23 protein-coding genes are annotated in these 20,541 nt (G+C 63.4%); 9 read left to right on the forward strand and 14 right to left on the reverse strand.

Going from position 1 to position 20,541, the window contains the following annotated elements:
• Nucleotides 1–38: 38 nt before the first annotated feature.
• The 9 genes from ccoS to ccoN all read right to left on the reverse strand — a co-directional run bounded on the left by ccoS (nt 39) and on the right by ccoN (nt 8,616).
• Nucleotides 39–176: a cbb3-type cytochrome oxidase assembly protein CcoS gene (ccoS, locus tag LOM8899_RS12110; RefSeq protein WP_093992483.1), complete on the reverse strand. Its 138-nt coding sequence runs from the start codon at nt 174–176 to the stop codon at nt 39–41.
• Complete coding sequence (locus LOM8899_RS12115; protein ID WP_093992484.1) at nt 173–2,290, reverse strand: heavy metal translocating P-type ATPase; 2,118 nt, start codon at nt 2,288–2,290, stop codon at nt 173–175. The genes ccoS and LOM8899_RS12115 overlap by 4 nt, the downstream gene beginning before the upstream one ends.
• Nucleotides 2,287–2,763 carry a FixH family protein gene (locus tag LOM8899_RS12120; RefSeq protein WP_093992485.1) on the reverse strand — a complete coding sequence of 159 codons (477 nt, stop codon included), beginning with the start codon at nt 2,761–2,763 and terminating at the stop codon, nt 2,287–2,289. The genes LOM8899_RS12115 and LOM8899_RS12120 overlap by 4 nt, the downstream gene beginning before the upstream one ends.
• On the reverse strand, nt 2,760–4,310 hold the full coding sequence (gene ccoG, locus LOM8899_RS12125) for a cytochrome c oxidase accessory protein CcoG (protein ID WP_093992486.1): 1,551 nt from the start codon (nt 4,308–4,310) through the stop codon (nt 2,760–2,762). Before ccoG ends, LOM8899_RS12120 begins: the two co-directional genes overlap by 4 nt.
• Before the next feature lie 77 nt (nt 4,311–4,387).
• The gene (locus LOM8899_RS12130) at nt 4,388–5,035 is read right to left on the reverse strand and encodes a hypothetical protein (protein WP_133065024.1); all 648 of its coding nucleotides are present in this window, start codon (nt 5,033–5,035) and stop codon (nt 4,388–4,390) included.
• 175 nt (nt 5,036–5,210) lie between these two features.
• A complete protein-coding gene (gene ccoP, locus LOM8899_RS12135) occupies nt 5,211–6,074 on the reverse strand; it encodes a cytochrome-c oxidase, cbb3-type subunit III (protein ID WP_093992488.1) in 864 nt (287 codons plus the stop codon).
• Nucleotides 6,067–6,270 carry a cbb3-type cytochrome c oxidase subunit 3 gene (locus tag LOM8899_RS12140; protein WP_093992489.1) on the reverse strand — a complete coding sequence of 68 codons (204 nt, stop codon included), beginning with the start codon at nt 6,268–6,270 and terminating at the stop codon, nt 6,067–6,069. Before LOM8899_RS12140 ends, ccoP begins: the two co-directional genes overlap by 8 nt.
• Nucleotides 6,271–6,279: 9 nt before the next feature.
• Nucleotides 6,280–7,005: a cytochrome-c oxidase, cbb3-type subunit II gene (gene ccoO, locus LOM8899_RS12145; protein ID WP_093992490.1), complete on the reverse strand. Its 726-nt coding sequence runs from the start codon at nt 7,003–7,005 to the stop codon at nt 6,280–6,282.
• A 9-nt stretch (nt 7,006–7,014) separates the two neighbouring features.
• Nucleotides 7,015–8,616: a cytochrome-c oxidase, cbb3-type subunit I gene (gene ccoN, locus LOM8899_RS12150; protein WP_093992491.1), complete on the reverse strand. Its 1,602-nt coding sequence runs from the start codon at nt 8,614–8,616 to the stop codon at nt 7,015–7,017.
• Nucleotides 8,617–8,897: 281 nt separating this feature from the next.
• On the opposite strand from ccoN, the gene LOM8899_RS12155 reads away from it, so the two are divergent.
• A complete protein-coding gene (locus LOM8899_RS12155) occupies nt 8,898–9,491 on the forward strand; it encodes a class I SAM-dependent DNA methyltransferase (RefSeq protein ID WP_093992492.1) in 594 nt (197 codons plus the stop codon).
• Here the strand turns inward: LOM8899_RS12155 and fnrL are convergent.
• On the reverse strand, nt 9,488–10,219 hold the full coding sequence (gene fnrL / locus LOM8899_RS12160; RefSeq protein WP_093992493.1) for a transcriptional regulator FnrL: 732 nt from the start codon (nt 10,217–10,219) through the stop codon (nt 9,488–9,490). The two genes, LOM8899_RS12155 and fnrL, sit on opposite strands and share 4 nt — an antisense overlap.
• 51 nt (nt 10,220–10,270) lie before the next feature.
• Between fnrL and hemN the strand changes: the two genes are divergently transcribed.
• The 3 genes from hemN to LOM8899_RS12175 all read left to right on the forward strand — a co-directional run bounded on the left by hemN (nt 10,271) and on the right by LOM8899_RS12175 (nt 12,717).
• Nucleotides 10,271–11,626 (forward strand): oxygen-independent coproporphyrinogen III oxidase, encoded by a 1,356-nt coding sequence (gene hemN / locus LOM8899_RS12165; protein WP_093992494.1) that lies wholly within the window; start codon nt 10,271–10,273, stop codon nt 11,624–11,626.
• A gap of 130 nt (nt 11,627–11,756) precedes the next feature.
• Nucleotides 11,757–12,161 (forward strand): rhodanese-like domain-containing protein, encoded by a 405-nt coding sequence (locus LOM8899_RS12170; RefSeq protein ID WP_093992495.1) that lies wholly within the window; start codon nt 11,757–11,759, stop codon nt 12,159–12,161.
• A 202-nt stretch (nt 12,162–12,363) separates the two neighbouring features.
• Nucleotides 12,364–12,717 (forward strand): hypothetical protein, encoded by a 354-nt coding sequence (locus LOM8899_RS12175; protein WP_133065025.1) that lies wholly within the window; start codon nt 12,364–12,366, stop codon nt 12,715–12,717.
• Nucleotides 12,718–12,772: 55 nt separating this feature from the next.
• Here LOM8899_RS12175 and LOM8899_RS12180 read toward each other — a convergent pair whose 3' ends face one another.
• A complete protein-coding gene (locus tag LOM8899_RS12180) occupies nt 12,773–13,477 on the reverse strand; it encodes a winged helix-turn-helix domain-containing protein (protein ID WP_211096198.1) in 705 nt (234 codons plus the stop codon).
• Nucleotides 13,449–13,730, reverse strand: a complete 282-nt coding sequence (locus LOM8899_RS12185) for a hypothetical protein (RefSeq protein WP_093992498.1) — start codon at nt 13,728–13,730, stop codon at nt 13,449–13,451. The genes LOM8899_RS12180 and LOM8899_RS12185 overlap by 29 nt, the downstream gene beginning before the upstream one ends.
• Before the next feature lie 192 nt (nt 13,731–13,922).
• Between LOM8899_RS12185 and LOM8899_RS12190 the strand changes: the two genes are divergently transcribed.
• From LOM8899_RS12190 to LOM8899_RS12200, 3 genes are all read left to right on the forward strand, one after another.
• Nucleotides 13,923–14,438, forward strand: coding sequence for a hypothetical protein (locus LOM8899_RS12190; protein ID WP_093992499.1), 516 nt, complete (start codon nt 13,923–13,925; stop codon nt 14,436–14,438).
• A gap of 207 nt (nt 14,439–14,645) precedes the next feature.
• Nucleotides 14,646–15,278: a ribonuclease HII gene (gene rnhB, locus LOM8899_RS12195; protein WP_093992500.1), complete on the forward strand. Its 633-nt coding sequence runs from the start codon at nt 14,646–14,648 to the stop codon at nt 15,276–15,278.
• A gap of 87 nt (nt 15,279–15,365) precedes the next feature.
• Nucleotides 15,366–16,469, forward strand: coding sequence for a site-specific DNA-methyltransferase (locus LOM8899_RS12200; protein ID WP_093992501.1), 1,104 nt, complete (start codon nt 15,366–15,368; stop codon nt 16,467–16,469).
• Nucleotides 16,470–16,835: 366 nt separating this feature from the next.
• On the opposite strand, the gene LOM8899_RS12205 is transcribed toward LOM8899_RS12200, so the two are convergent.
• Together LOM8899_RS12205 and LOM8899_RS12210 are read right to left on the reverse strand one after the other, a co-directional pair.
• A complete protein-coding gene (locus LOM8899_RS12205) occupies nt 16,836–17,984 on the reverse strand; it encodes an alkane 1-monooxygenase (RefSeq protein ID WP_093992502.1) in 1,149 nt (382 codons plus the stop codon).
• A gap of 153 nt (nt 17,985–18,137) precedes the next feature.
• Nucleotides 18,138–19,139, reverse strand: a complete 1,002-nt coding sequence (locus LOM8899_RS12210) for an A/G-specific adenine glycosylase (protein ID WP_093992673.1) — start codon at nt 19,137–19,139, stop codon at nt 18,138–18,140.
• Nucleotides 19,140–19,277: 138 nt separating this feature from the next.
• Between LOM8899_RS12210 and LOM8899_RS12215 the strand changes: the two genes are divergently transcribed.
• Together LOM8899_RS12215 and LOM8899_RS12220 are read left to right on the forward strand one after the other, a co-directional pair.
• Nucleotides 19,278–19,790 (forward strand): DUF721 domain-containing protein, encoded by a 513-nt coding sequence (locus LOM8899_RS12215; protein WP_093992503.1) that lies wholly within the window; start codon nt 19,278–19,280, stop codon nt 19,788–19,790.
• A gap of 13 nt (nt 19,791–19,803) precedes the next feature.
• Complete coding sequence (locus tag LOM8899_RS12220) at nt 19,804–20,475, forward strand: DsbA family protein (protein ID WP_093992504.1); 672 nt, start codon at nt 19,804–19,806, stop codon at nt 20,473–20,475.
• The last annotated feature ends 66 nt before the right edge of the window (nt 20,476–20,541 follow it).

Consider the following 20,541-nt stretch of genomic DNA (forward strand, 5'->3'; position numbering starts at 1 on the left):
GCAGCCTGTGCCCGTGTGACCCTTGCCGGGAACATGTGTCAGTCGTCAAGCAGGATCCGGGCGGCGTTGCCTTTGTCGTCGTCGTATTGATCGGACCGCACGGTCCAGAGGAACCCGGCGAGCCCCAGACCTCCGAGGATCAGCGAGACCGGGATGAGCACAACAAGCACGTTCATTTGACCCACCTCATGCGTTGGGAATTCAGGATCACTGTGATCGACGAGATCGACATTGCCAAGGCCGCCATGAGCGGTGTGGCGTAACCGGCCAGCGCGATCGGGATAGCGATGCCGTTATAGACCGTGGCGATCGTGAAGTTTTGCTGGCTGAGCGTCCGCGTCGCCCGGGCCACCCGCAGGATCGTGGGCAACATGGCGAAGCCCTCTTTCAGGATCACCACATCGGCCGCATTCCGCGATGCGTCCAGCGCCGAGGAGGGCGCGATCGAGGCATGTGCCGAGGCCAGCGCGACGGTGTCGTTCAGCCCGTCACCGATCATCAGCACGTGGTGTCCCTGATCGGCCAGCGCGGTCAGGTGCCGCAGTTTGTCATCGGGCCTGGCGTTGGCGATGACCGGCAGGCCGACTTGCACGGCCAGCCTCTGCGCCGGGCCGTCGGCGTCGCCGGTGACGATGTCGCCCGGCAGGTCGATCTGGCCGAGCGCCTCTTGCACGCCCTCCCGCAGTGTCTCGATGGTATCGAAGGCGATGGCGTCGTCGTTGCCGACCCTCAGTCCGAGCCCGTCGAAGGACGCCCCGAGCCATGCCCCCCGCCCGAGACGCACGGTTTGCCCGTCGATCTGCCCGGTGACGCCTTGTCCGGCGGCTTCTATGATCTGGTCGACCTTTGCCGGGACGACCCCGTCGAGCGCGGTCACCAACGCCCGCGACATCGGGTGATGCGAGGCTTGGGCGAGGGCCAGCGCGATGCCTTGATCCTTGGCGCTGATCCCGGCGGGAAGGGCCACGGCGGGCCGTGTCAGGGTGCCTGTCTTGTCAAAGGTGATGTGGTCGACCTCGGCCAGCCGTTCGAGGGCGGTGCCGTGCTTGACCAGCACCCCTTCGGAGAAAAGCCGGCTGACGGCGGCGGTCGAGACTGCGGGCACGGCCAGCCCCAGCGCGCAGGGGCAGGTGATGATCAAAACCGCAATCGCGATATTGAGCGAGAGCCGGATGTCGCCCGAGAAGGCCACCCAGCCGATAAAGGCCGCCAAGGCCAGCAGATGCACGGCGGGCGCATAGATCTGTGCGGCCCGGTCGGCCAGCGCGGTGTAGCTGTTGCGGCTGTTTTCGGCGGTCTCGACCATCGCAGCCATACGCCGGAGTGTGGTGTCTTCGCCCACGGCGGTCGCCCGCAGCCGCAGCGGTGCGGCGAGATTGATCTCGCCGGCTTGCAGCGGAGCGTCGGCCTTGACGCTGACGGCGGCGCTTTCCCCGGTGAGGAAGCTGCGGTCCATCAGCGCGCCGTCGGACAGCAGCACGCCGTCCACCGGCACCCGCGCCCCGGAGGGCACCGAAACCACGTCACCGATTTGCAGCGCCGAGACGGCGACCGTCTGGGTTCCGTTGCCGCTGACCCGCTCTGCCGTTTGCACTTCGAGTGCGGTCAGTTCCTTGGCCGCTGACCGGGCCGTGCTGCGCGTTTGGTGATCGAGGTAGCGCCCGATCAGCAGGAAGAACGTCAGTGACAGCGCCGCGTCGAAATAGGCGTGCGCCCCGCTGTTGAGCGTCTCGAACAGCGACATGCCGGCCGCCAGCAGGATTGCGAGTGAGATCGGCACATCCATGTTGAGCCGCCGAACCCGCAGCGCCGACCATGCGTTCTGAAAGAACGGTTGCCCGGAATAGGCGACGACCGGCAGCGCGATGGCGGCCGAGATCAGGTGGAACAGATCGCGCGTCGCGTCGGTGGCCCCGGACCAGACCGCGACCGACAGCAGCATCACGTTCATCATCGCAAAGCCCGCAACGGCCAGCCGCGTGAGCAACACGCGCCCCTGATCGTCGCGGGCTGAATTCAGCGCGGCGAGGTCCAGCGGATAAGCCTCGTAGCCCAGCCCGGTGAGCTGTGTCAGCACCGCGTTCGGATCGACCGGCCCGCTGACCGACAGCCGCTTCAGCGACAGGTTGACCCGCACCGATTGCACGCCGTTCAACGTGCTGAGCCCGCGTTCGATCTTGCCGATGCAGGCGGCACAGTGGATCGTCGGCAGCGAGAATTGCAGCGCCGGGCCGGAGGCCATCTCTTGCGCCAATGGCGCGGCGGTGCAGGCGGGGCAAGCGTAGGTCATTCGGCGATCATCACGATTATGCGTTGTTGAAACAAGGTCCCGTCGTCGGCGCGTGCCTTGATCCGCAGGTTCCAGTTGCCGTGGCTGCCCGTCGAGGCGACGTCGCCCGCACGCAGCACGGTGGCCTGAAGCGCCTCGCCGTTGAAGGTGAACTCGGGCGTCTCGTCCTGTGCGACGCTGGTGGCCCGGCCAAAGACAGCCTCTTCGATCACCGGCGCGATGGGCTGGCCGTCTTGCAGGATGACCAGCGAGAGGGTGCCGCCGTCGAGGCTGGCCGACACGTCCCAGCCGAGCGCGACCTGCGCCGCGCGGTCCTCGTCAAAGGACTGGCTGGCGACGTAGGAGTTGTCGACCTCCAGCCCCGGAAACGTCCGCACGGCGTTGACCGCCAGCGTCAGGTTTACCGTGATGATCACGCCGAAGGCCAAGGCGAATACGGCAAAGACGTGCCACCCTTTGATTTCGCGTGTCATTGAACTCTCCCGTTGAAATTGGTGGCAAGGCTGGCGCGGTCGCCGGTGGTGATATCTTCGACCCAGAACCGCAGATCGGTGCTGTCGATCGTGGCGGCGGGATCTTCGCTGCGGGCGGTGACGTAGACACGCTGCAGGACGGTGCTGTTGGCGGGCACGTCGACCGTCAGGTCTCTGCCGCCGCCTTCGAGATCGATCCGCAGGGTTTCGTCACTTGTCAGGCTGAGGTGGAATTCCCGGTCTTCGCCCGACTTGTTGCGCAGCCGCACGTCATAGATGTTGCGGATGGCCCCGTCCGATTGCACCACATAGGTCGGGTTGCGCACCGGGCTGACCGTCAGCTCGATATCGGACCGAATGAACAGCGCGTAGACCAACCCGAGCCCGATGGCCCCCCAAAGCGCCGTGTAGAGGATCGTGCGCGGACGCAGCACGTGCCGCCAGATCTTCTTGGGCGGGTTGCCCGCCCGCTCGGCCGGTTCGTCGGACAGCGCGAGATAGTCGATCAGACCGCGCGGCTTGCCGATCTTGTCCATCACCTCGTCGCAGGCGTCGATGCAGAGCGCACAGGTGATGCATTCCATCTGCTGACCGTCGCGGATGTCGATCCCCATCGGGCAGACGTTCACGCAGGCCATGCAGTCGATGCAGTCGCCGTGCTCCTGCTCGGCTGCGGTGATTTTTGGCGTGCCGCCAACCTGAAGGGCCGCGTTCGGATAGGGCGTCGCAGGATAGCGGGCCCCACCGGGGCCGGCGGCCCGCACCTCGCGTTCCGCCTTCTCGGCGGCCAGCCGGTCGCGCTTGCGCACGTTGCCTTTGCCACGCGGCTCGCCCCGCCATTCCCGGTAGGCGACGGTGATGGTGTCGGGGTCCATCATCGCGGCCTGAATCCGTGGCCACGGACACATGTAGATGCAGACCTGCTCACGCATGAAACCGCCGAAGACAAAGGTCGTCGCGGTCAGGATGGCGATGGTGATGTAGGCAGCGGGATGCGCCTGGAATTGCACCAAATCAACCAGCAGCGTCGGCGCGTCGGTGAAGTAGAACACCCAAGCCCCTCCGGTGGCGACCGCAATCATCAGCCAGACAAACCACTTCGTGAGCCGAAGCCGGACTTTTCGAACATCCCAGTTTGCCCTGTGCAGCCGGACTCGCGCGTTCCGGTCGCCTTCGATCCAGCGTTCCACGAGGATGAAGAGGTCCGTCCAGACGGTTTGCGGGCAGGTGTATCCGCACCAGACCCGCCCCAGCGCCGAGGTGAACAGAAACAGCCCCAAGCCGGCCATGATCAGCAGCCCGGCGACGAAATAGAATTCGTGCGGCCAGATCTCGATCCAGAAGAAGTAGAACCGCCGCCCCGCCATATCCACCAGCACCGCCTGATCGGGCAGGCTTGGCCCGCGATCCCAGCGAATCCAAGGGGTCAGGTAGTAAATCCCCAAAGTGACGACGAGAATCGCCCATTTGAAGCGCCGAAACCGGCCGGAGACCCGCCGCGGAAAGATCGGTTCGCGGGCGGCGTAGAGTTTGGGTGTCGAAGACATGTCTGGTTCCCTAGAGTTGCCCCTCACTAGGCCGACCGCAGGATTGCTGCCTTGATCTGAATCAATTGGTTGCGCCGTCAGTCGGTTTTGAACCGCACCCGTTCAGGATCGACATGTGGCCCGGTGACCTCCCAGGGGGGCGGAGTGTCCTTGGGCAGCCGCTCGCGCGGCTTTTTCGGCAGGGCGTTGGCGATCTGTCCGGGCTGGACGAATTGCACCCCCTCGGGTGGGCAACAGGCCCCGTCGCAGGGCGTCTTGAGGTAGACGGTCCCCAACTTGTTGGTGATCCGGCGCGTGATGCTTTGTCCGAAGCCGAGGATCCCCAGGGTCAGATCGTCGCTCTGCGTGAAGGCGTAGTTGCGAAAGATGTCGACTTTCACGACCTTTTGGCAACCGGTGCCTTGCGCACATTTGACGAATAGCTCTTCGGGATCGACCTCGGTCGTCCAGCCGGAATGGACCTCGACGGTATCGCTCCGCCCGAAGCTGAAGCCCAGTGGGCCGACGCCGACCCCGATCGAGGCGCCGAAGCGGAGCCCGATCATCGAGACCCGCCCGCTCCGGTGCTGCACTCCGTGAACCTTGATGTCGCATTTGCCGTTGGCGACGGTATAGCTCCATCGCAGTTCACCGTAGAAGCGCTGAACCACGGCAAGGAATTTGCCGCCCTTGCCCCATTGGGCGAGCATGAAATCGGTGAATCTTACGGGTGTTCCACGTGGCATCTCGATCTCCTCTGACGAGTGAAAGATCGACGCATCTTACCACGAATCCGCGACGCGCCCAAACCAGTGCCATGCCGGGCCGTCGGCGCGGGAAGGGCCCCGGAGCGGTGGAGAGATCAGCGATCACCGCTCCGAGGGCGCCGGCCACCGGATCAACGGCGGCCGGGCGAACGTCCTATTCCCCTCCTCCGAGGGAATGGACGTAGACGGCAACGGCACGGACGTCTTCGTCGGAGAGCCGTTGTCCCCATGCAGGCATCACGCCGAAGCGCGCATTCCGCACGGTGTATTCGAGGGTGTCGCGGTCCCGGCCATAGAGCCAGATCGCGTCGCCGAGGTTCGGCGCACCCATGTCGGTGTTGCCTTCGGCGTTCTCGCCGTGGCAGGCCGCGCAGTTGTCGGCGAAGAGTATGCTCCCTTCGGCGGCCAGAGCGGCATCATGTTCCGGATCGGACAGGCTGACGACGTATTCGACCACGGCGTCGATCTCGGCGGTCTCAAAAATGCCGTCGTAGGCGGGCATCTGCGACCAACGGGCGTCGGGGTCGGTTTCGTTGCGGATACCGTGCCGGATCGTTGCCTCGATGGCGGTGATGTCGCCGCCCCAGAGCCAGTCGTCATCGAGCAGGTTGGGATAGCCGACAGCCCCCGCAGCGCCCGAGCCGTGGCACTGACTGCACTGCGCCCGGAACACCGAGGCCCCGCGGGCGCTGGCATAGCGGTGCAGATCGTCGCCCGGTGCCAGCACGGCAAGGTCGGCCTCGTTGAGCGCAACGACGAGGTCTGCGTTTTCGGCCTCGTGCGCCGCAATGTCGCTGGCCACCTCAGCGCGGGTGGAGAACCCGAGCAGGCCGGAGGTTGCCCCCGAGATCATCGGCCAGGCCGGGTAGGCGATCGTGTAGCCGACCCCCCAGATGATGGTGGCGTAGAAGGTCCAGAGCCACCAGCGCGGCAGCGGGTTGTTCAATTCCTCGATGCCATCCCAAGTGTGCCCGGTTGTTTCGACCCCGGTCGTGTCGTCAATTTTCTTGTCAGTCATCGCTTTGCCCTTTCGGTTGGGCCGGTTTTGCTTGAGCGGGTGCCTTGTCATTGCGGAACGGGATCTGGCTGGCGTCTTCGCGGGCGTGGCTTTGGCTGGGCAGGAATGCCCAGAGTGCCGCCCCGACAAAGAACCCGAACATGGCCAGCAGAACCCAGCTGTCGGCGATCTGGCGCAGGAGAGAATAGGTATCCATCTGCCCCTCCTATCGGCTGGCGTCGGGCGTGAAGGTCGAGAAGTCGACCATCGTCCCGAGGATTTGCAGGTAGGCGATCAGCGCGTCCATCTCGGTCAGCTGCGGTTGCCCGTCGAAGTTCGAGATCACGACGCCGGGATAGCGCTCTTCGAGCCCGTCCCAATCGCCGTCCGGATCCGCCTGAACCCGGAAATCCGCCTCGGCCATTTCGATCTGTTCGTCCGAATAGGGCACGCCCACCAGCCGGTGCGTCGACAGCAGCGCCTCGATATGCTCGCCCTCGATCGGAGTATCGGCAAGGAAGGCATATTTCGGCATCACGCTTTCCGGCACGACCGACTGCGGGTCCATCAGGTGATCCACATGCCATGCGTCGGAATACCGCCCGCCGACCCGAGCCAGATCCGGCCCGGTCCGTTTCGAGCCCCATTGGAACGGGTGGTCGTACATGCTTTCGGCGGCGAGGCTATAGTGCCCGTAGCGCTCGACCTCGTCCCGCATCGGCCGGATCATCTGGCTGTGGCAGACGTAGCAGCCTTCGCGGATGTAGATGTCGCGCCCGGCCAGTTCGAGCGGGCTGTAGGGCCGCACTCCTTCCACCTCTTCGATGGTGTTTTCGAGCCAGAAAAGCGGTGCGATTTCCACGATCCCGCCGACCGTGACGACCAGAAGCGAGGCCGTCAAAAGCAGTGTCGGGCTTTTTTCCAGGATGGCGTGTTTGTCTAGAAAGGCCATTGGCTGCTCCTATTCTGCGGGTGTTGCGTTGGGGAGGGCAGCCGTTGCCGGCGTTGCCCCACGGATCGTCATGAACATGTTCCAGACCATGACCAGCGCACCGGAGAGGAACATGACCCCACCCAGACCACGCACGACATACATCGGGAACTTGGCGGAGACGGTGTCGGCGAAGGAGTTCACGAGGAAGCCCTGGTCGTCGACTTCACGCCACATCAGACCTTCCATGATCCCGGTGACCCACATCGAGGAGGCGTAGAGAACGATCCCGAGCGTGGCGAGCCAGAAGTGCCAGTTGATCGCGGACATCGAATACATCTCTTTGCGTCCCCACAGTTTTGGCGTCAGGAAGTAGATACAGGCGAAGGTGATCATCCCGTTCCAGCCAAGCGCGCCGGAGTGGACGTGTCCGATGGTCCAGTCGGTGTAGTGCGACAGCGAGTTGACCGCACGGATCGACATCATCGGTCCTTCGAAGGTGGACATGCCGTAGAAGCCCAGGCTGAGCACGAACATCCGCAGGATCGGATCGGTCCGCAGCTTGTCCCATGCCCCTTGCAGGGTCATCAGGCCGTTGATCATACCGCCCCACGAGGGCATCCAGAGGATGATCGAGAACACCATGCCCAGCGTCGAGGCCCAGTCGGGCAGCGCCGTGTAGTGCAGGTGGTGCGGACCGGCCCAGATGTAGAGGAAGATCAGCGCCCAGAAGTGGATGATCGACAGTTTATAGCTGTAGACCGGCCGTCCGGCCTGTTTCGGCACGAAGTAATACATCATCCCGAGGAAGCCCGCGGTGAGGAAGAAGCCCACGGCGTTATGCCCATACCACCACTGGGTCATCGCGTCCTGCACGCCCGAAAAGACCTGCACGGATTTGCTGCCCCAGATGCTTACCGGGATCGAGAGGTTGTTCACCACGTGCAGCATGGCCACGGTGATGATGAACGCGAGGTAGAACCAGTTGGCGACGTAGATGTGCCGCTCGCGCCGGTTGATGATCGTTCCCATGAACACGGCCAGATAGGCCAGCCAGACGACCGTCAGCCAGAGATCGACATACCACTCCGGCTCAGCGTATTCCTTGGACTGTGTCGAACCGAGCAGATAGCCCGTCGCCGCCAGCACGATAAAGAGCTGATAGCCCCAGAACACATACCAGCCGAGCTTGCCGCCCCAGAGCCGCACACCCGATGTCCGTTGCACGACGTAGAACGAGGTGGCGATCAGGGCGTTGCCCCCAAAGGCAAAGATCACCGCACTGGTGTGCAGCGGCCGCAGTCTGCCAAAGTTGGTAAAGGGCTGCCCCCAATCGAAGTTCAGCGCCGGAAAGGCCAGCTGGAAGGCGATGAACGTGCCCACCAGAAAGCCGGCGATCCCCCAGAATGCCGTGGCGATCACGCCCGCACGAATCACGCCGTCGAGATATTCACCCTCCGGCGCGACCGGCTTTGGCTCGTCGACATTGCGCAGCACGACGACGAACATCACCGCCGCGATAACCATGATCAGGAAAGCATGGACTTGATACGCCAAGTCATGCCCCCAGCTGCTTGCCACAGCGGCAAACAGCGTTATCAGCCCCAAAAGGAGGAGTTTGAAATAGTCCATTAATACAGCCCTCACGTTCGCCGAGAGTCGCACAGGGCGCTCTCGTTCTTGAGGACTTCTAGAAACCACGCTGGCCCATCACATTGATCTGAATCAATGTGATGCCAGAATCAGAGAGATTACCGAAGCCGTTGCTCGGAAATATCTATTTTGGCGTCGAGACCCGGAACCGCCAGGGCGGCCGGATCCCTGACGCGGCGTGGATCGCCATGGTCTTGCGCAGTTGATATGGTCAGGGGCCGCCGCCCGGACAAGGGGCCGGTCAGAAAAGGGAGATCGCCATGGGTGACGATTGGAATGACCACGCCGAAGGCTGGGACGACGACCCGAACGTCAAACGCTATGCCGAACTCGCCTTTGGCTCGCTGATCGCGCATCTGGATATCCGCGCCCCGGACTGGGCCGGCCGGCGGGTGCTCGATTTCGGCTGTGGCACCGGCCTGATGGCCGAGAAGGTCGCGCCCCATGTGCAGGAGGTCGTCGCTGTCGACACGTCGGACCGGATGATCGCGGTCTTGACGGCCAAGGCCATCTCAAACGTCCGCCCGCTTCACGCCGATATCCTTGCCGAAGGATTCCCGGGCGCGGGTGATCCGGGCGCGGGGTACGATCTGATCTATGCCTCCTCGGTCTGTGGCTTTTTGCCGGACTATGCGGCGGCGGTGGCAAAGCTGGCCGGGTTGCTCCGGCCCGGCGGACAGTTCGTGCAATGGGACTGGCAGGCCGCGGAGGGCGATGAGGATGGGTTGTCGCTGACCGGCGTCACGTCGGCGCTTCGCAACGCGGGGTTGCGCGATGTGGAAGTGCGCACCGACTTTGATTTCGCGGCGGAGGGCATGTCGATGCCCGTCCTGTTCGGTGCCGGGCGCGCCTAGGCCAGCACGCCGCCGTCGGAATCGTCGCCTGTTTCTTGATGCAGCGCGAACAGGTTCTTGACGACGAGGTTCTTGCGGTCGGAGAAATCGATGATCCCGTCCTTCTTGAGGGCGCTGAACTGCCGGCTGACGGTTTCGAGCGTCAGCCCGAGGTAGTTGGCGATCTGGTCGCGGGTCATCGGCAGGACGGTGGTATGGTTGTTCGGCGCATTGCGTAGATCGGAGCGCCGGACCAGCATTTCGATGAAGGTGGCGATCTTTTCCCGCGCGGTCTTGCGCCCGAGCAGCAGCATCCAGTCGCGGGCGGAATCCAGTTCGTCGAGCGCCAGTTCCATCAACCGGTGCGCGACATGCGGCGTCTCGTCCACCAGTTTCTCGAAGGGTTTGCGGTCAAAACAGCACAGCGTCACATCGCTGGTCGCCGTGACGTCAAATTCGATTTCGGACCGGCCGGGTCTGCCGATGAAATCGGAGGGCAGCAGGAGGCCGACCATCTGCGTGCGCCCGTCTTCGAGCGTTTTGGACAGCGACGCCACGCCAGAGACGATGGAGGCCACGAATTCCAACGGCTCGCCGCGCCACAGGATCGCCTCGCCCGCCGCAAAGCTGCGGTAGGTCTTCATGCTTTCGAGCCGGTCGAGCTCGTCGGTGTCACAGCGTGCGCAGACGGCGCGGTGCCGGATCGGGCATTCGCTGCATTTGACGGCGGTGAGGTGCGGAACTGTCATGTGTTGATCTGAATCAAAGTCGTTGAATCCTCGGCCACGTTATACAACCTTATGGATAAGATCGACCACCTTCGCCAGCACGGACTTTTTGACGCAAAGGTTCCGCGCTACACCAGTTATCCGCCGGCCAACCATTTCGAGAGTGGTGTCGGCCAGCGCCACCAGCTTGAGTGGTTGCAGGCCGTGCCCGACGGGTCGGACATCTCGGTCTATATCCACATCCCGTTTTGCAAGCGCCTGTGCTGGTTTTGTGCCTGCCGCACCCAGGGAACCAAGACGATGCGCCCGGTCGATGCCTATGTCGATGTCTTGCGCAAGGAAATCGAGGTGGTGCGCCATGCCTTGCCGAAAGGCGTTCGGATGGGCCGTTTGCATCTGGGCGGCGGCACTCCCACGATCCTGCCCTCGGAGACGATGAGCCGCCTGTTGACGGATGTCTTTGCCGCCTTCGAGCCGGCGCCGGATTTCGAATTCTCGGTGGAGATCGACCCGACGGAGGCGTCTGATTCGCTGCTTGATACCCTGATTGCCTTTGGCATGAACCGCGCCAGCCTCGGCGTGCAGGACTTCGCCCCGGAGGTGCAGAAAGCCATTGGCCGCGAGCAGAGCCTCGTCCAGACCAAGCGGGTCGTCGAAATCCTGCGCCGGTCGGGCGGGATCGGGCTGAATCTCGACCTTCTCTATGGTCTGCCGCACCAGACCGAGCGGAGCTTTCTCGACACGCTGGCCAGCGTCACCGCGCTGTGCCCGGATCGGCTTGCCATATATGGTTATGCCCATGTGCCGTGGATGTCGAAGCGGCAGGTGATGATCCGCTCGGAGGATCTTCCCGGTGCCGAGGCACGATTCGACCTCGCTGAAATCGCGCATGACGTGATGGTCGGGCAAGGCTATGTCCCCATTGGGATCGATCATTTCGCGCTGCCTCAAGACGGGCTGGCCATCGCCGCCGCGGAGGGCCGGCTGCGGCGCAATTTCCAAGGCTATACCGACGACCGTTGCCCGACCCTGATCGGCCTGGGCGCATCGTCGATTTCGCGGTTTCCGCTGGGCTACATCCAGAATGCGGCCGCCACGTCGGCCTATCAGGAGCGAATCCTCGGTGGCGGTCTGGCCGGCCACAAGGGCTATGAGATGACCCAGTCGGATGGCTTGGTCGCGCGGATCGTCGAAGATCTGATGTGCCGGTTTTCGGTGTGCGAACAGAGCCTTCGCCAGAGTTTCCCCGGCCAGTCCAGCGTGATCCGCCAAACGGTCGTCTCGCTGATGAACCGGTTCCCCGATTGCTTCTTCATCAGCGAAGCGGGGCTGGAGATGAAGGAGGAGGCCAAGCCTCTCGTCCGCGTCATCGCGAGCTTCGTCGACAAATTCGCCCATGCGGAAACCGCCCACTCGGCCGCGATCTAGCGCCTTGCTCTTGCCGGGTTATTCCGAAAAGGGCGAGTTCTCATAGGTCAATCCCCCGTCACCTGTACTTAGGTTGCATTGCGGGCCGCTGTTCCTGTCGTCAGACTGGAGGCAGGACAACGGGGGCTGCATGACGAAACTCAAACTGACATCGGCGCAGATGGTGGCCAATGCGCGGGCGCGCATCCGCGAGGTCGAGACAGCCGAGGCGCTCGATCTGTTTTCCAGCCCCGATGTGGTGGTTGTCGATATCCGCGATATTCGCGAGCGCCAGCGCACCGGCGCGATCCCCGGCAGCGTGCACGCGCCGCGTGGCATGATCGAGTTCTGGGTCGACCCCGACAGCCCCTATTTCAAGCCGGAGTTCGGTCAGGACAAGACCTATGTGTTTCAATGTGCCTCGGGCTGGCGCTCTGCGCTGACGGTCGCCACCTTGCAGGACATGGGTTTCGAGGCCGCGCATCTGAAGGACGGCTTTACCGGCTGGGCCGACGCTGGCGGTCCGATCGAACCTGTCGAGAAAAGGCAGGGCTGAGTGGCTTTGGCGGCGGTGCAAAGCGGGGTGAAGCGGCGGATTGCCGAGGGGCTGCCCGGCGCAACGTTCCCGAGTGACTTCGCCCACCCGTTTGTCCAAACTACCACTCATGTTAATCAATTTGTAATAGTAACCAAGACTCTTGAAGGCAACTGGCAGTATTGCCGTTTCGAAACGAGCAGCATGGCCAAGGAGACCAGCGGTGGCAGTAGACAGAGACGCGTCGATTGATCAGATGATCGAATTTGCAATGGAAGAGCTGCTGTCGGGAAGCAACCAGCGAAAACGGGCCATGGTGCGCCGCATGGCCGAACGCTGGCCGGGCGAACCGGCGCTGGCGCTGGTCTATGCCGTCACCTCTGCGACCGAGGCGATCGAAGACAGCTTTGGCCCCGGTGCCGCAGACGATCCGGTGATCCCGCTGGGCTATCGGTTGTCTGCGCTGATCTCGGCGGATGTGCATGCTTTGCAGTCCATGGGGCAGATCCCCTCGGTGGCCGAAGACCTGCTGCATTTCTGGCGCAGGGTCGATCCGCTGTTTCTGCGCTTGCAGTAGGCCTTGGCGGGAAGGGCTGTTTCGCATCGCTGCTGCCCTCGCGCCCGCCGGGTCATCAGACCATCCTGATGACCGATTTGTCGATCGCCAGGACATAGCCGCGCCGGGCGATGTTCTTGACGAGCAGTTCGCTGACCATCTGGTTGCCCAGGGTATCGCGGAGCCGCTTGATCCGGGTGGCGCCCGCGGCCTCGTCACAATCGACGGAAGGTCTGCCAGAGATGACGCCTTCGATCTCGGCGCCTGACAACACCTCATCGTCCATCCGTGCTTCGGCCAGCACAGACAGCGTTTCGATGGCCGCGTCGGTCAGTTTGAATTCGAAGTTGTTCAGAAGCACGGTGTTCTGCTCGCGGGCGATCATCAGCGAGTTGACCTCGATCCCCTTGCGTTCGATCTGGCCCATCCGCCGGTTCATGCCGATCAGCATGACCAGAAACGCCACCGCCGCGATCAGAAGCGCCGTCGAGAAAACCAGAAGTACGAAGATCACGAACCGGTAGCTGTCGAGCGTCGCCGAGAAGGCGGTGCCCGACTGCGCCAGGATTTCGAGTAGCTTGATTTCGGCCTGCGTGGTCAGATCGTTGTTCTCGACAAAGAGCTGTTCGACCCGTGCGTTGAACGCATTGGCATCGGGCAGGTTCAAGAACAAGAGCACCGCCGCCACCAAAAGGATCAGCACGATGGCACTGATCCCTCCGATCACGATCCGGTTGCCGGCTTGGCGCGCCTCAATAGCGGAGGTAGTAATCTCCTGCACTCTCTCTCCTTTCGGCAAGCCCGGCGTCGTCAAACACTCCAAGCACGTTAAGAAGCTGCCAGCCGTCGCGGGCAAGCTTTGATCTCAGTTCGGCTTCGGCGTTGGCGACCGAGCAGTCACCGGCAATTTGCACGACACCGTAGTGCAGGCGCAAGGGATCGTCTTGCTTGGCCTTGTAATCGGCATAGCAGGCAGCCTGTGCCGCCGAGGCGGCAAAGGTAAGGGCGATGAGACTGGCGAGGATATGTTTCATGATGTTTCGATCATGCCGCGAGGTGCCTACGCTATTCAATAGCCCTTTCGGCGGTGCCCCCCTGATAGCTGATAACAGAGCGCTGTTATTGTCTGTCTGAGCAGGGTGCCCCCAGATGCCTTCAAGCAAACGGACCCCGTGACGGCGCATTATCTGCGTTTGAGCGGTTTCCTCCACAGAAAGGCATGAACGATGACCAGCCACCCGAAGAAGACGGCCCGCAAGGGCAACGCACATGGCCTGTTGGCGCCGCTGACCGCGCTGATCCTGGCGGCAGCGACGGTCTCGGGCCCGGTTGCCGCCGACTCGCGCCATGACAGCGCCTCGTCCTACGTGCCTATAGGGGTGCCGCACTCCGCCCAGGCCAATGAGTCGGCTCGGTCAAACAACCCGGGCCGCCCGATCATCATCAACAACGGCCCAGTCATCATCATGCCGTCGCATGGACAGGCCCCGCAGCATCCGCACAACCCTCAGACCCCCACCCGTCCGACGGTATCGAACCTGCCGTTGGCGTGCCTGCAGACGGTGACGGTCAATCGTGGCGACGTGCGCCTGATGGAGGCCCGCTGTCTCGACGCCGAAGGTGTGGATGTCCGCGCCTTGCCGAACCGGTGCGGCGTCGCCCTGCATACCCGAAATGGAATCGTCCGCGGCTTTGATCCGACATGCCTCGGAGACGCGGGCTACAGGTTGGCCGGGCGGTAGTCCGGTCGAGCAGTGGCGCCGCACAGTTTGCCCCAGTTGTGTGGCGTCCTCTTGGGGGCGGGAGGGCTGGACAAGGCCTCTCGCCCCTATTTTCTTTTCTAGGCCCCCGGCGAGGTCGACTGGGGCTCTGCCCCAGACCCCGGGATATTTCGGACCCAAAGAAGCTGAAGCCGTTGCACCTTTGGCTGCGGTCTGCTTGGTGGTGGCATGCAGGGACCAGATGACGAATTCGAAGTTGCCGCTCGTGCGCGCGGTTTTGGCCGGGTGGCCGGCGTGGACGAGGTGGGTCGCGGCCCGCTGGCCGGACCGGTGGTCGCCGCCGCTGTGATCCTCGATCCGGCGCGTGTGCCGCAGGGATTGAACGATAGCAAGGTTTTGAGCGCGAAGCGGCGGGACGCTCTTTGTGCCGAGATTTTGCAGCTGGCCGATGTCGGCGTCGGCATCGCCACTGTCGAAGAGATCGACGCCATCAACATCCTGCGCGCCTCTCATTTGGCCATGTGTCGCGCCATCGAGTCCCTGGCGGCCGTGCCGGACCATTGCCTGATCGACGGCAACCTCATTCCCCGCGATCTCACGATTTCGGCCGAGGCGATCGTGAAGGGAGATGCCCGTTCGGTCAGTATCGCGGCGGCCTCGATTGTGGCGAAAACAAGGCGCGACGCGCTGATGGTGGATTTGGCGCAACAGCATCCGGGCTATGGATGGGAAACCAATGCGGGCTATCCGTCAAAGGCTCATAAGCTGGCGCTTCAAAATCTAGGCGTAACCCCACACCATAGACGGTCGTTCAAGCCGGTCCACAATATCTTGTATCAAGGAAAAATGACAAGTCGTTGATTCAATAAAGTTTTTGACAGCGATTCGCCCTGTGCCCATCCTATGGACAACCAATGAGCGCGCAATGCGCCGGGACAGAGGCAGACAATGACAAAGACGAAAGACAGGGGCGCTGTGGCGCTTCCTTTGAACACGATCATTGATGGCGATTGCATCGAGGTGATGCGCAGTTTGCCCGAGGCGTCGGTCGACCTGATTTTCGCCGACCCGCCGTATAACCTGCAACTCCGCGGCGACCTGCATCGCCCGGACAACAGCCTTGTCGATGCGGTCGACGATGCGTGGGACCAGTTCTCCAGCTTCGAGGCCTATGACCGCTTTACCCGCGACTGGCTGTCCGCCGCGAAACGCCTGCTCAAGCCCAATGGCGCGATCTGGGTCATCGGCAGCTATCACAACGTCTTTCGCATGGGCGCAGAACTGCAGAACCAGGGCTTCTGGATCCTCAACGACGTGGTCTGGCGCAAATCCAATCCGATGCCGAATTTCCGCGGCAAACGCCTGACCAATGCCCATGAAACCCTGATCTGGGCGAGCCGTGACGAAGGTGCGAAATACACCTTTAACTACGAAGCCTTGAAGGCGCTGAACGAAGGCATCCAGATGCGGTCGGACTGGGTTCTGCCGATCTGCACCGGCCATGAGCGGCTCAAGGACGATGCGGGTGACAAGGCCCATCCGACACAGAAGCCCGAGAGCCTGCTGCACCGGGTCATTCTGGGCACGACCAATGCCGGGGACGTGGTGCTCGACCCGTTCTTTGGCACCGGCACGACGGGTGCCGTGGCCAAGATGCTGGGCCGTGAATACATCGGCATCGAGCGCGAGGAAGCCTATCGCAAGGTGGCCAAGAAGCGCATTGAAAACGTTCGCAAATTCGACAGCGACAGCATCGCCGTCAGCACCTCGAAGCGGGCCGAGCCGCGGGTCGCGTTCGGTGTGCTGGTCGAGCGTGGCATGCTGCGCCCCGGCGAGATGCTTGTCAGCCCCCGCGGCAAGACCGCCAAGGTCCGCGCCGATGGCACGCTGATCGGCGACGACGTGAAGGGCAGCATCCATCAGGTCGGCGCCCATCTGGAGGGCGCACCCTCTTGCAATGGTTGGACATATTGGCACTTCAAGCGCGACGGCAAACAGGTCCCTATCGACCTGCTGCGCCAGCAGGTTCGCGCGGAGATGCGCGAGAATTAAACGAGGTTACCGCCGGTGCCTGTGGCCAACTCCACGGCATCTGACTTCCCCGCCGTCCGAAAGGACCGGCGGGGTTTTTTGCTTTGCCCACCGCCCGAATCGAAAGGTTAACGCGCCGAAACGGGGCTGCGGTATCGCGTCGGTCTGACGTCGGTATGCCGTCGGTATCGTTTTCGGTATTCGGCGGATGAAGCCGGCGTGCGTTGCCTGTCGTGCGGTTGGAGGGAACTCTTGTGGTTGCATTGGCTGCGGACACAAGGCGCGGTGCGTTTGCGGAACGCTCACCGAACGGTGCCTTGGCGCGATCCGTTGCCGCCCCCGAGGCCCCGATGCGTCGGGATTTCCGCCGCGACGCGGGGCGTATCCCTAGCGCGGTCTTGGGTTGCTGCCTGCGGTATAGGCCGACCAATCCTCGATCTGCGGATAATAGGTGGACCGCCACGCCTGCACGCGCGGGTTCATCACCCGTCGCCAGAGCCGGGGCACCAGTGCCGCCGCCGTCATGACCGCGTAGCCGAACGGCAGTTGCGGCGCCTCGTCGACCGCGCGGTTTTGCAGCAGCGGGAACCGCCGGTCGGGCTTGTAATGGTGATCGGAGTGACGCTGAAGATTGATCAGCAGCCAGTTCGTCGCCTTGTGCGCCGAATTCCACGAATGGTGCGGCTTGACGTGTTCGTATTTGCCATCGCCCAGATGTTCGCGCGTCAGTCCGTAGTGTTCGACGTAGTTCACAAGCTCGAGCTGCCAGATCGCCCAGAACGCCTGCGTCCCGAACAGGAACACCCCCCAGAGCCCGCCGATCCAGAAGGCCAGCCCGAGAAACCCAAGTTGCAGCGCGCCGTAGCGCCAGAACGGGTTTGACAGCGCCGAGGCGGGCTTGCCCTTGCGCGCCAGCATCGCCGCCTCTGCCTCGAAGGCCGAGACCGGGCTTTCCCGCAGCACCCGCCCGAAGAACCGCCAGAACCCTTCGCCGTAGCGCGCCGTGACCGCATCCCGGGGGGTGCCGACATAGCGGTGATGCACCAGTATGTGTTCCGACCGGAAATGCGAATAGAGCACCATCGCGAGCAGGATATCCCCGAGCGTTCGTTCCCATTTCGGCTTTTGGTGCATCAACTCGTGGGCGTAGTTGATCCCGATGGTGCCCGACATCACCCCGAGCGCCACGAACAGCGCCCATTCCCAAAGCAGGCTTTGGTGATCGGTCTGCGTGACATAGGCCAGAATCCCGAACAGCGTGAGGAATTGCAGCGGTGCCCAGATCACGGTGATCGCCCGATACCACGTCAGTTCCCGATCCTCGGTCTCGGTGTCGAGGTTTTCGGTGTTGAGCCCGAGCAGGACGTCGAGCGCCGCGAACAGATACCATGTCGACACCGGCAGCAGCACGATTGCCCAGCCCCCCTGGATCGCGGCAAACCACGCCAGCGGAATCAGCATCAGAGACAGCCAGAACGGCAGCGCCCGGAGCGGGCTGCCGATGCCGGCGGCTTTGGGCTTGGGTATCGTCGTCATGTTTTGCCTCTATCTCGGGCCGGTGAGTATAGGGTTAATCCCGCTGTCGCCCAAAGGGAACAGTCGCGCTCGGGCTCCGGCGCGGATCGCGGGTTTGTCGCCGTGCAGCATAGCCCGGATTTGTGGCCGAAATTTGGACGCGGACCGCCCCGATTACCCCCATAAATCCGGCTCTTGCCGCGTCAGGTCGAATACCTTGCGCATCACGGTGGGCAGGTCTGCGGGCTGGAATTGATCCTGTGCGACGAATTGCCCCCGGTTGGCCGTGGCCTCTGGCCCGACCGTGGCGGTCTGCACTGTCAGCTTGAGGTGAAAGTGCGTGAAGGTGTGCAGCGCCTGTGCGGGCAGCGTCGTCCAGTCCGCCTCGAGCGGCGGAGCGGGGGCCGGGTCGTCGCCCCAGTCGCTGCCTGGCCAGCCGAGCATCCCGCCGAGCAGCCCCTTGGGCGGCCGCGTTTCGAGGAGCCACGCCCCGTCGTCCCGCCGCACGACATAGGCGATGCCATGCCGCGTGGGCTTGAGCTTTTTCGGCGTCTTCCTGGGTAGGTCGGGCGCAGTTCCGGCGATCCGCGCCGCGCAGGGGTCGCGCAGCGGGCAGATGCCGCAGGCCGGATTGCGCGGGGTGCAGATCGTGGCGCCGAGGTCCATCACCGATTGGGCGTAGTCGCCGGCCCTCTCGACCGGAGTGTGCTCTGTCGCCAAAGCGGTAAGCTCCGGTTTGGCGGCGGGCAGGGGGGTGTGCACGTCGTGCAGCCGCGCCATCACCCGCTCGACGTTGCCGTCGACGACGGTGGCCGCTTCGTCATAGGCGATGGCGGCGATGGCGCTGGCCGTATAGGGGCCGATGCCGGGCAGGGTGAGCAGCCCGTCCCGGCTGGTCGGGAACGCGCCGCCGTGATCGGCCACGACCGCCCGCGCGCATTTCAGCAGGTTCCGCGCCCGTGCGTAGTAGCCGAGCCCGGCCCAAGCGCCCATGACCTCGGCATCCTCGGCGGCGGCCAGATCCCGCACCGTGGGCCAGAGCGTGGTGAATTTCACGAAGTAGTCGCGCACGGCGGCGACGGTGGTTTGCTGCAGCATCACCTCGGACAGCCAGATCCGGTAGGGATCGGGTCTTTGCCCCGCCGCCCGCTCGGCCGGGCCGACCCGCCACGGCATCACGCGGGCGTTGTCGTCATACCACGACAGGAGCAATTCGGAGATTACACCGCTGTATAAACCGTCACGCAATGTTTATGCCTCTTGTCACCGGTTTCGCTGGCCTCGTCCGGCCTATCCTTTAGAATGCCACCTAGCATGAAAACGCCTCGGAAACAGACCAGCACATACGGATTTGCCGCAGCTTCGAAGCTGGTGCAGAGCCGTATCCGCACGGCCAGCGAGACCCGCGGCTTTGCCGAGACCCGGCTTCTGACCCATTGGGAAGAGATCGTAGGGCCATCGGTGGCGCAAATCGCCCGTCCTGTGAAGATCGGCTATGGCCGCGAAGGCTTTGGCGCGACGCTGACGGTGCTGACCACCGGCGCGCAGGCCCCGATGCTGGAGATGCAGAAGGACCAGATCCGCGACAAGGTGAATGCCTGTTACGGATACCGCGCGATCAGCCGGGTGCGCGTCACCCAGACCGCGCCGACCGGATTTTCCGACGGGCAGGTGGCCTTTGGTCATAAGGCCAAGGCCACTCCGGCCCCGCCGAGCCCTGAATTGACTGCCGCCGCGACTGCCGTGGTTGGCCCCGTAAAAAACGACGAATTGCGCCTTGCCCTCGAGGCTCTGGCCACCAATGTGCTGCGCAAGCAGTCTAGCTAAAGGACCAAACCTGATGAATAAATTCCTCCCCGTCGCAGCATTGGCCGTGGCCGCCACCTTGGGCGGCACGTGGTTTCTGACCCAGCCGACCCCCGCCGGAGAGCCGCTTTTGGGCGCCGCATTCGCCCAGGATGCCGGAGAGATCGACACGAGCTCGATCGTCGACATGGTGCAGGGCGAGGCCGATGCCCCGGTCGAGATCATCGAATACGCCTCATACACCTGTCCCCATTGCGCGGCGTTTCACGGCAACCAGTATCCGCAGCTGAAGGCCGACTACATCGACACCGGCAAGGTTCGCTTCGTCTACCGCGAAGTCTACTTTGACCGCTTTGGCCTGTGGGCGTCGATGATGGCCCGTTGTGGCGGCGAGATGCGCTTCTTCGGCATCTCCGAGATCCTCTATGCGCAGCAGCAAGAGTGGATCGCCGGTGGCCAAGACCCCGCCGCGATTGCCGAAAACCTCCGCCGCATCGGCCTGACCGCCGGTATCGACGCCGAGCAGCTGGACGCCTGCATGTCGGATGCGACCACCGCGCAGACCCTCGTGGCGTGGTTCGAGGAGAACGCCGAGCGTGACAACGTCACCTCGACGCCGACCCTCTATATCGACGGCACCAAGTATTCCAACATGAGCTATGCCGATCTGTCCGAACTGATCGAAGAGCGTCTCGCCGCTCAGTAAGGGCTCCTTTGGCTCGGCCGTTTGGCCGGGCCTGCCTTCTGGCGTTTGATCACAAGCCCCTGACCT

It is taken from the genome of Flavimaricola marinus (genome assembly GCF_900184895.1).
Classification (GTDB): domain Bacteria; phylum Pseudomonadota; class Alphaproteobacteria; order Rhodobacterales; family Rhodobacteraceae; genus Flavimaricola; species Flavimaricola marinus.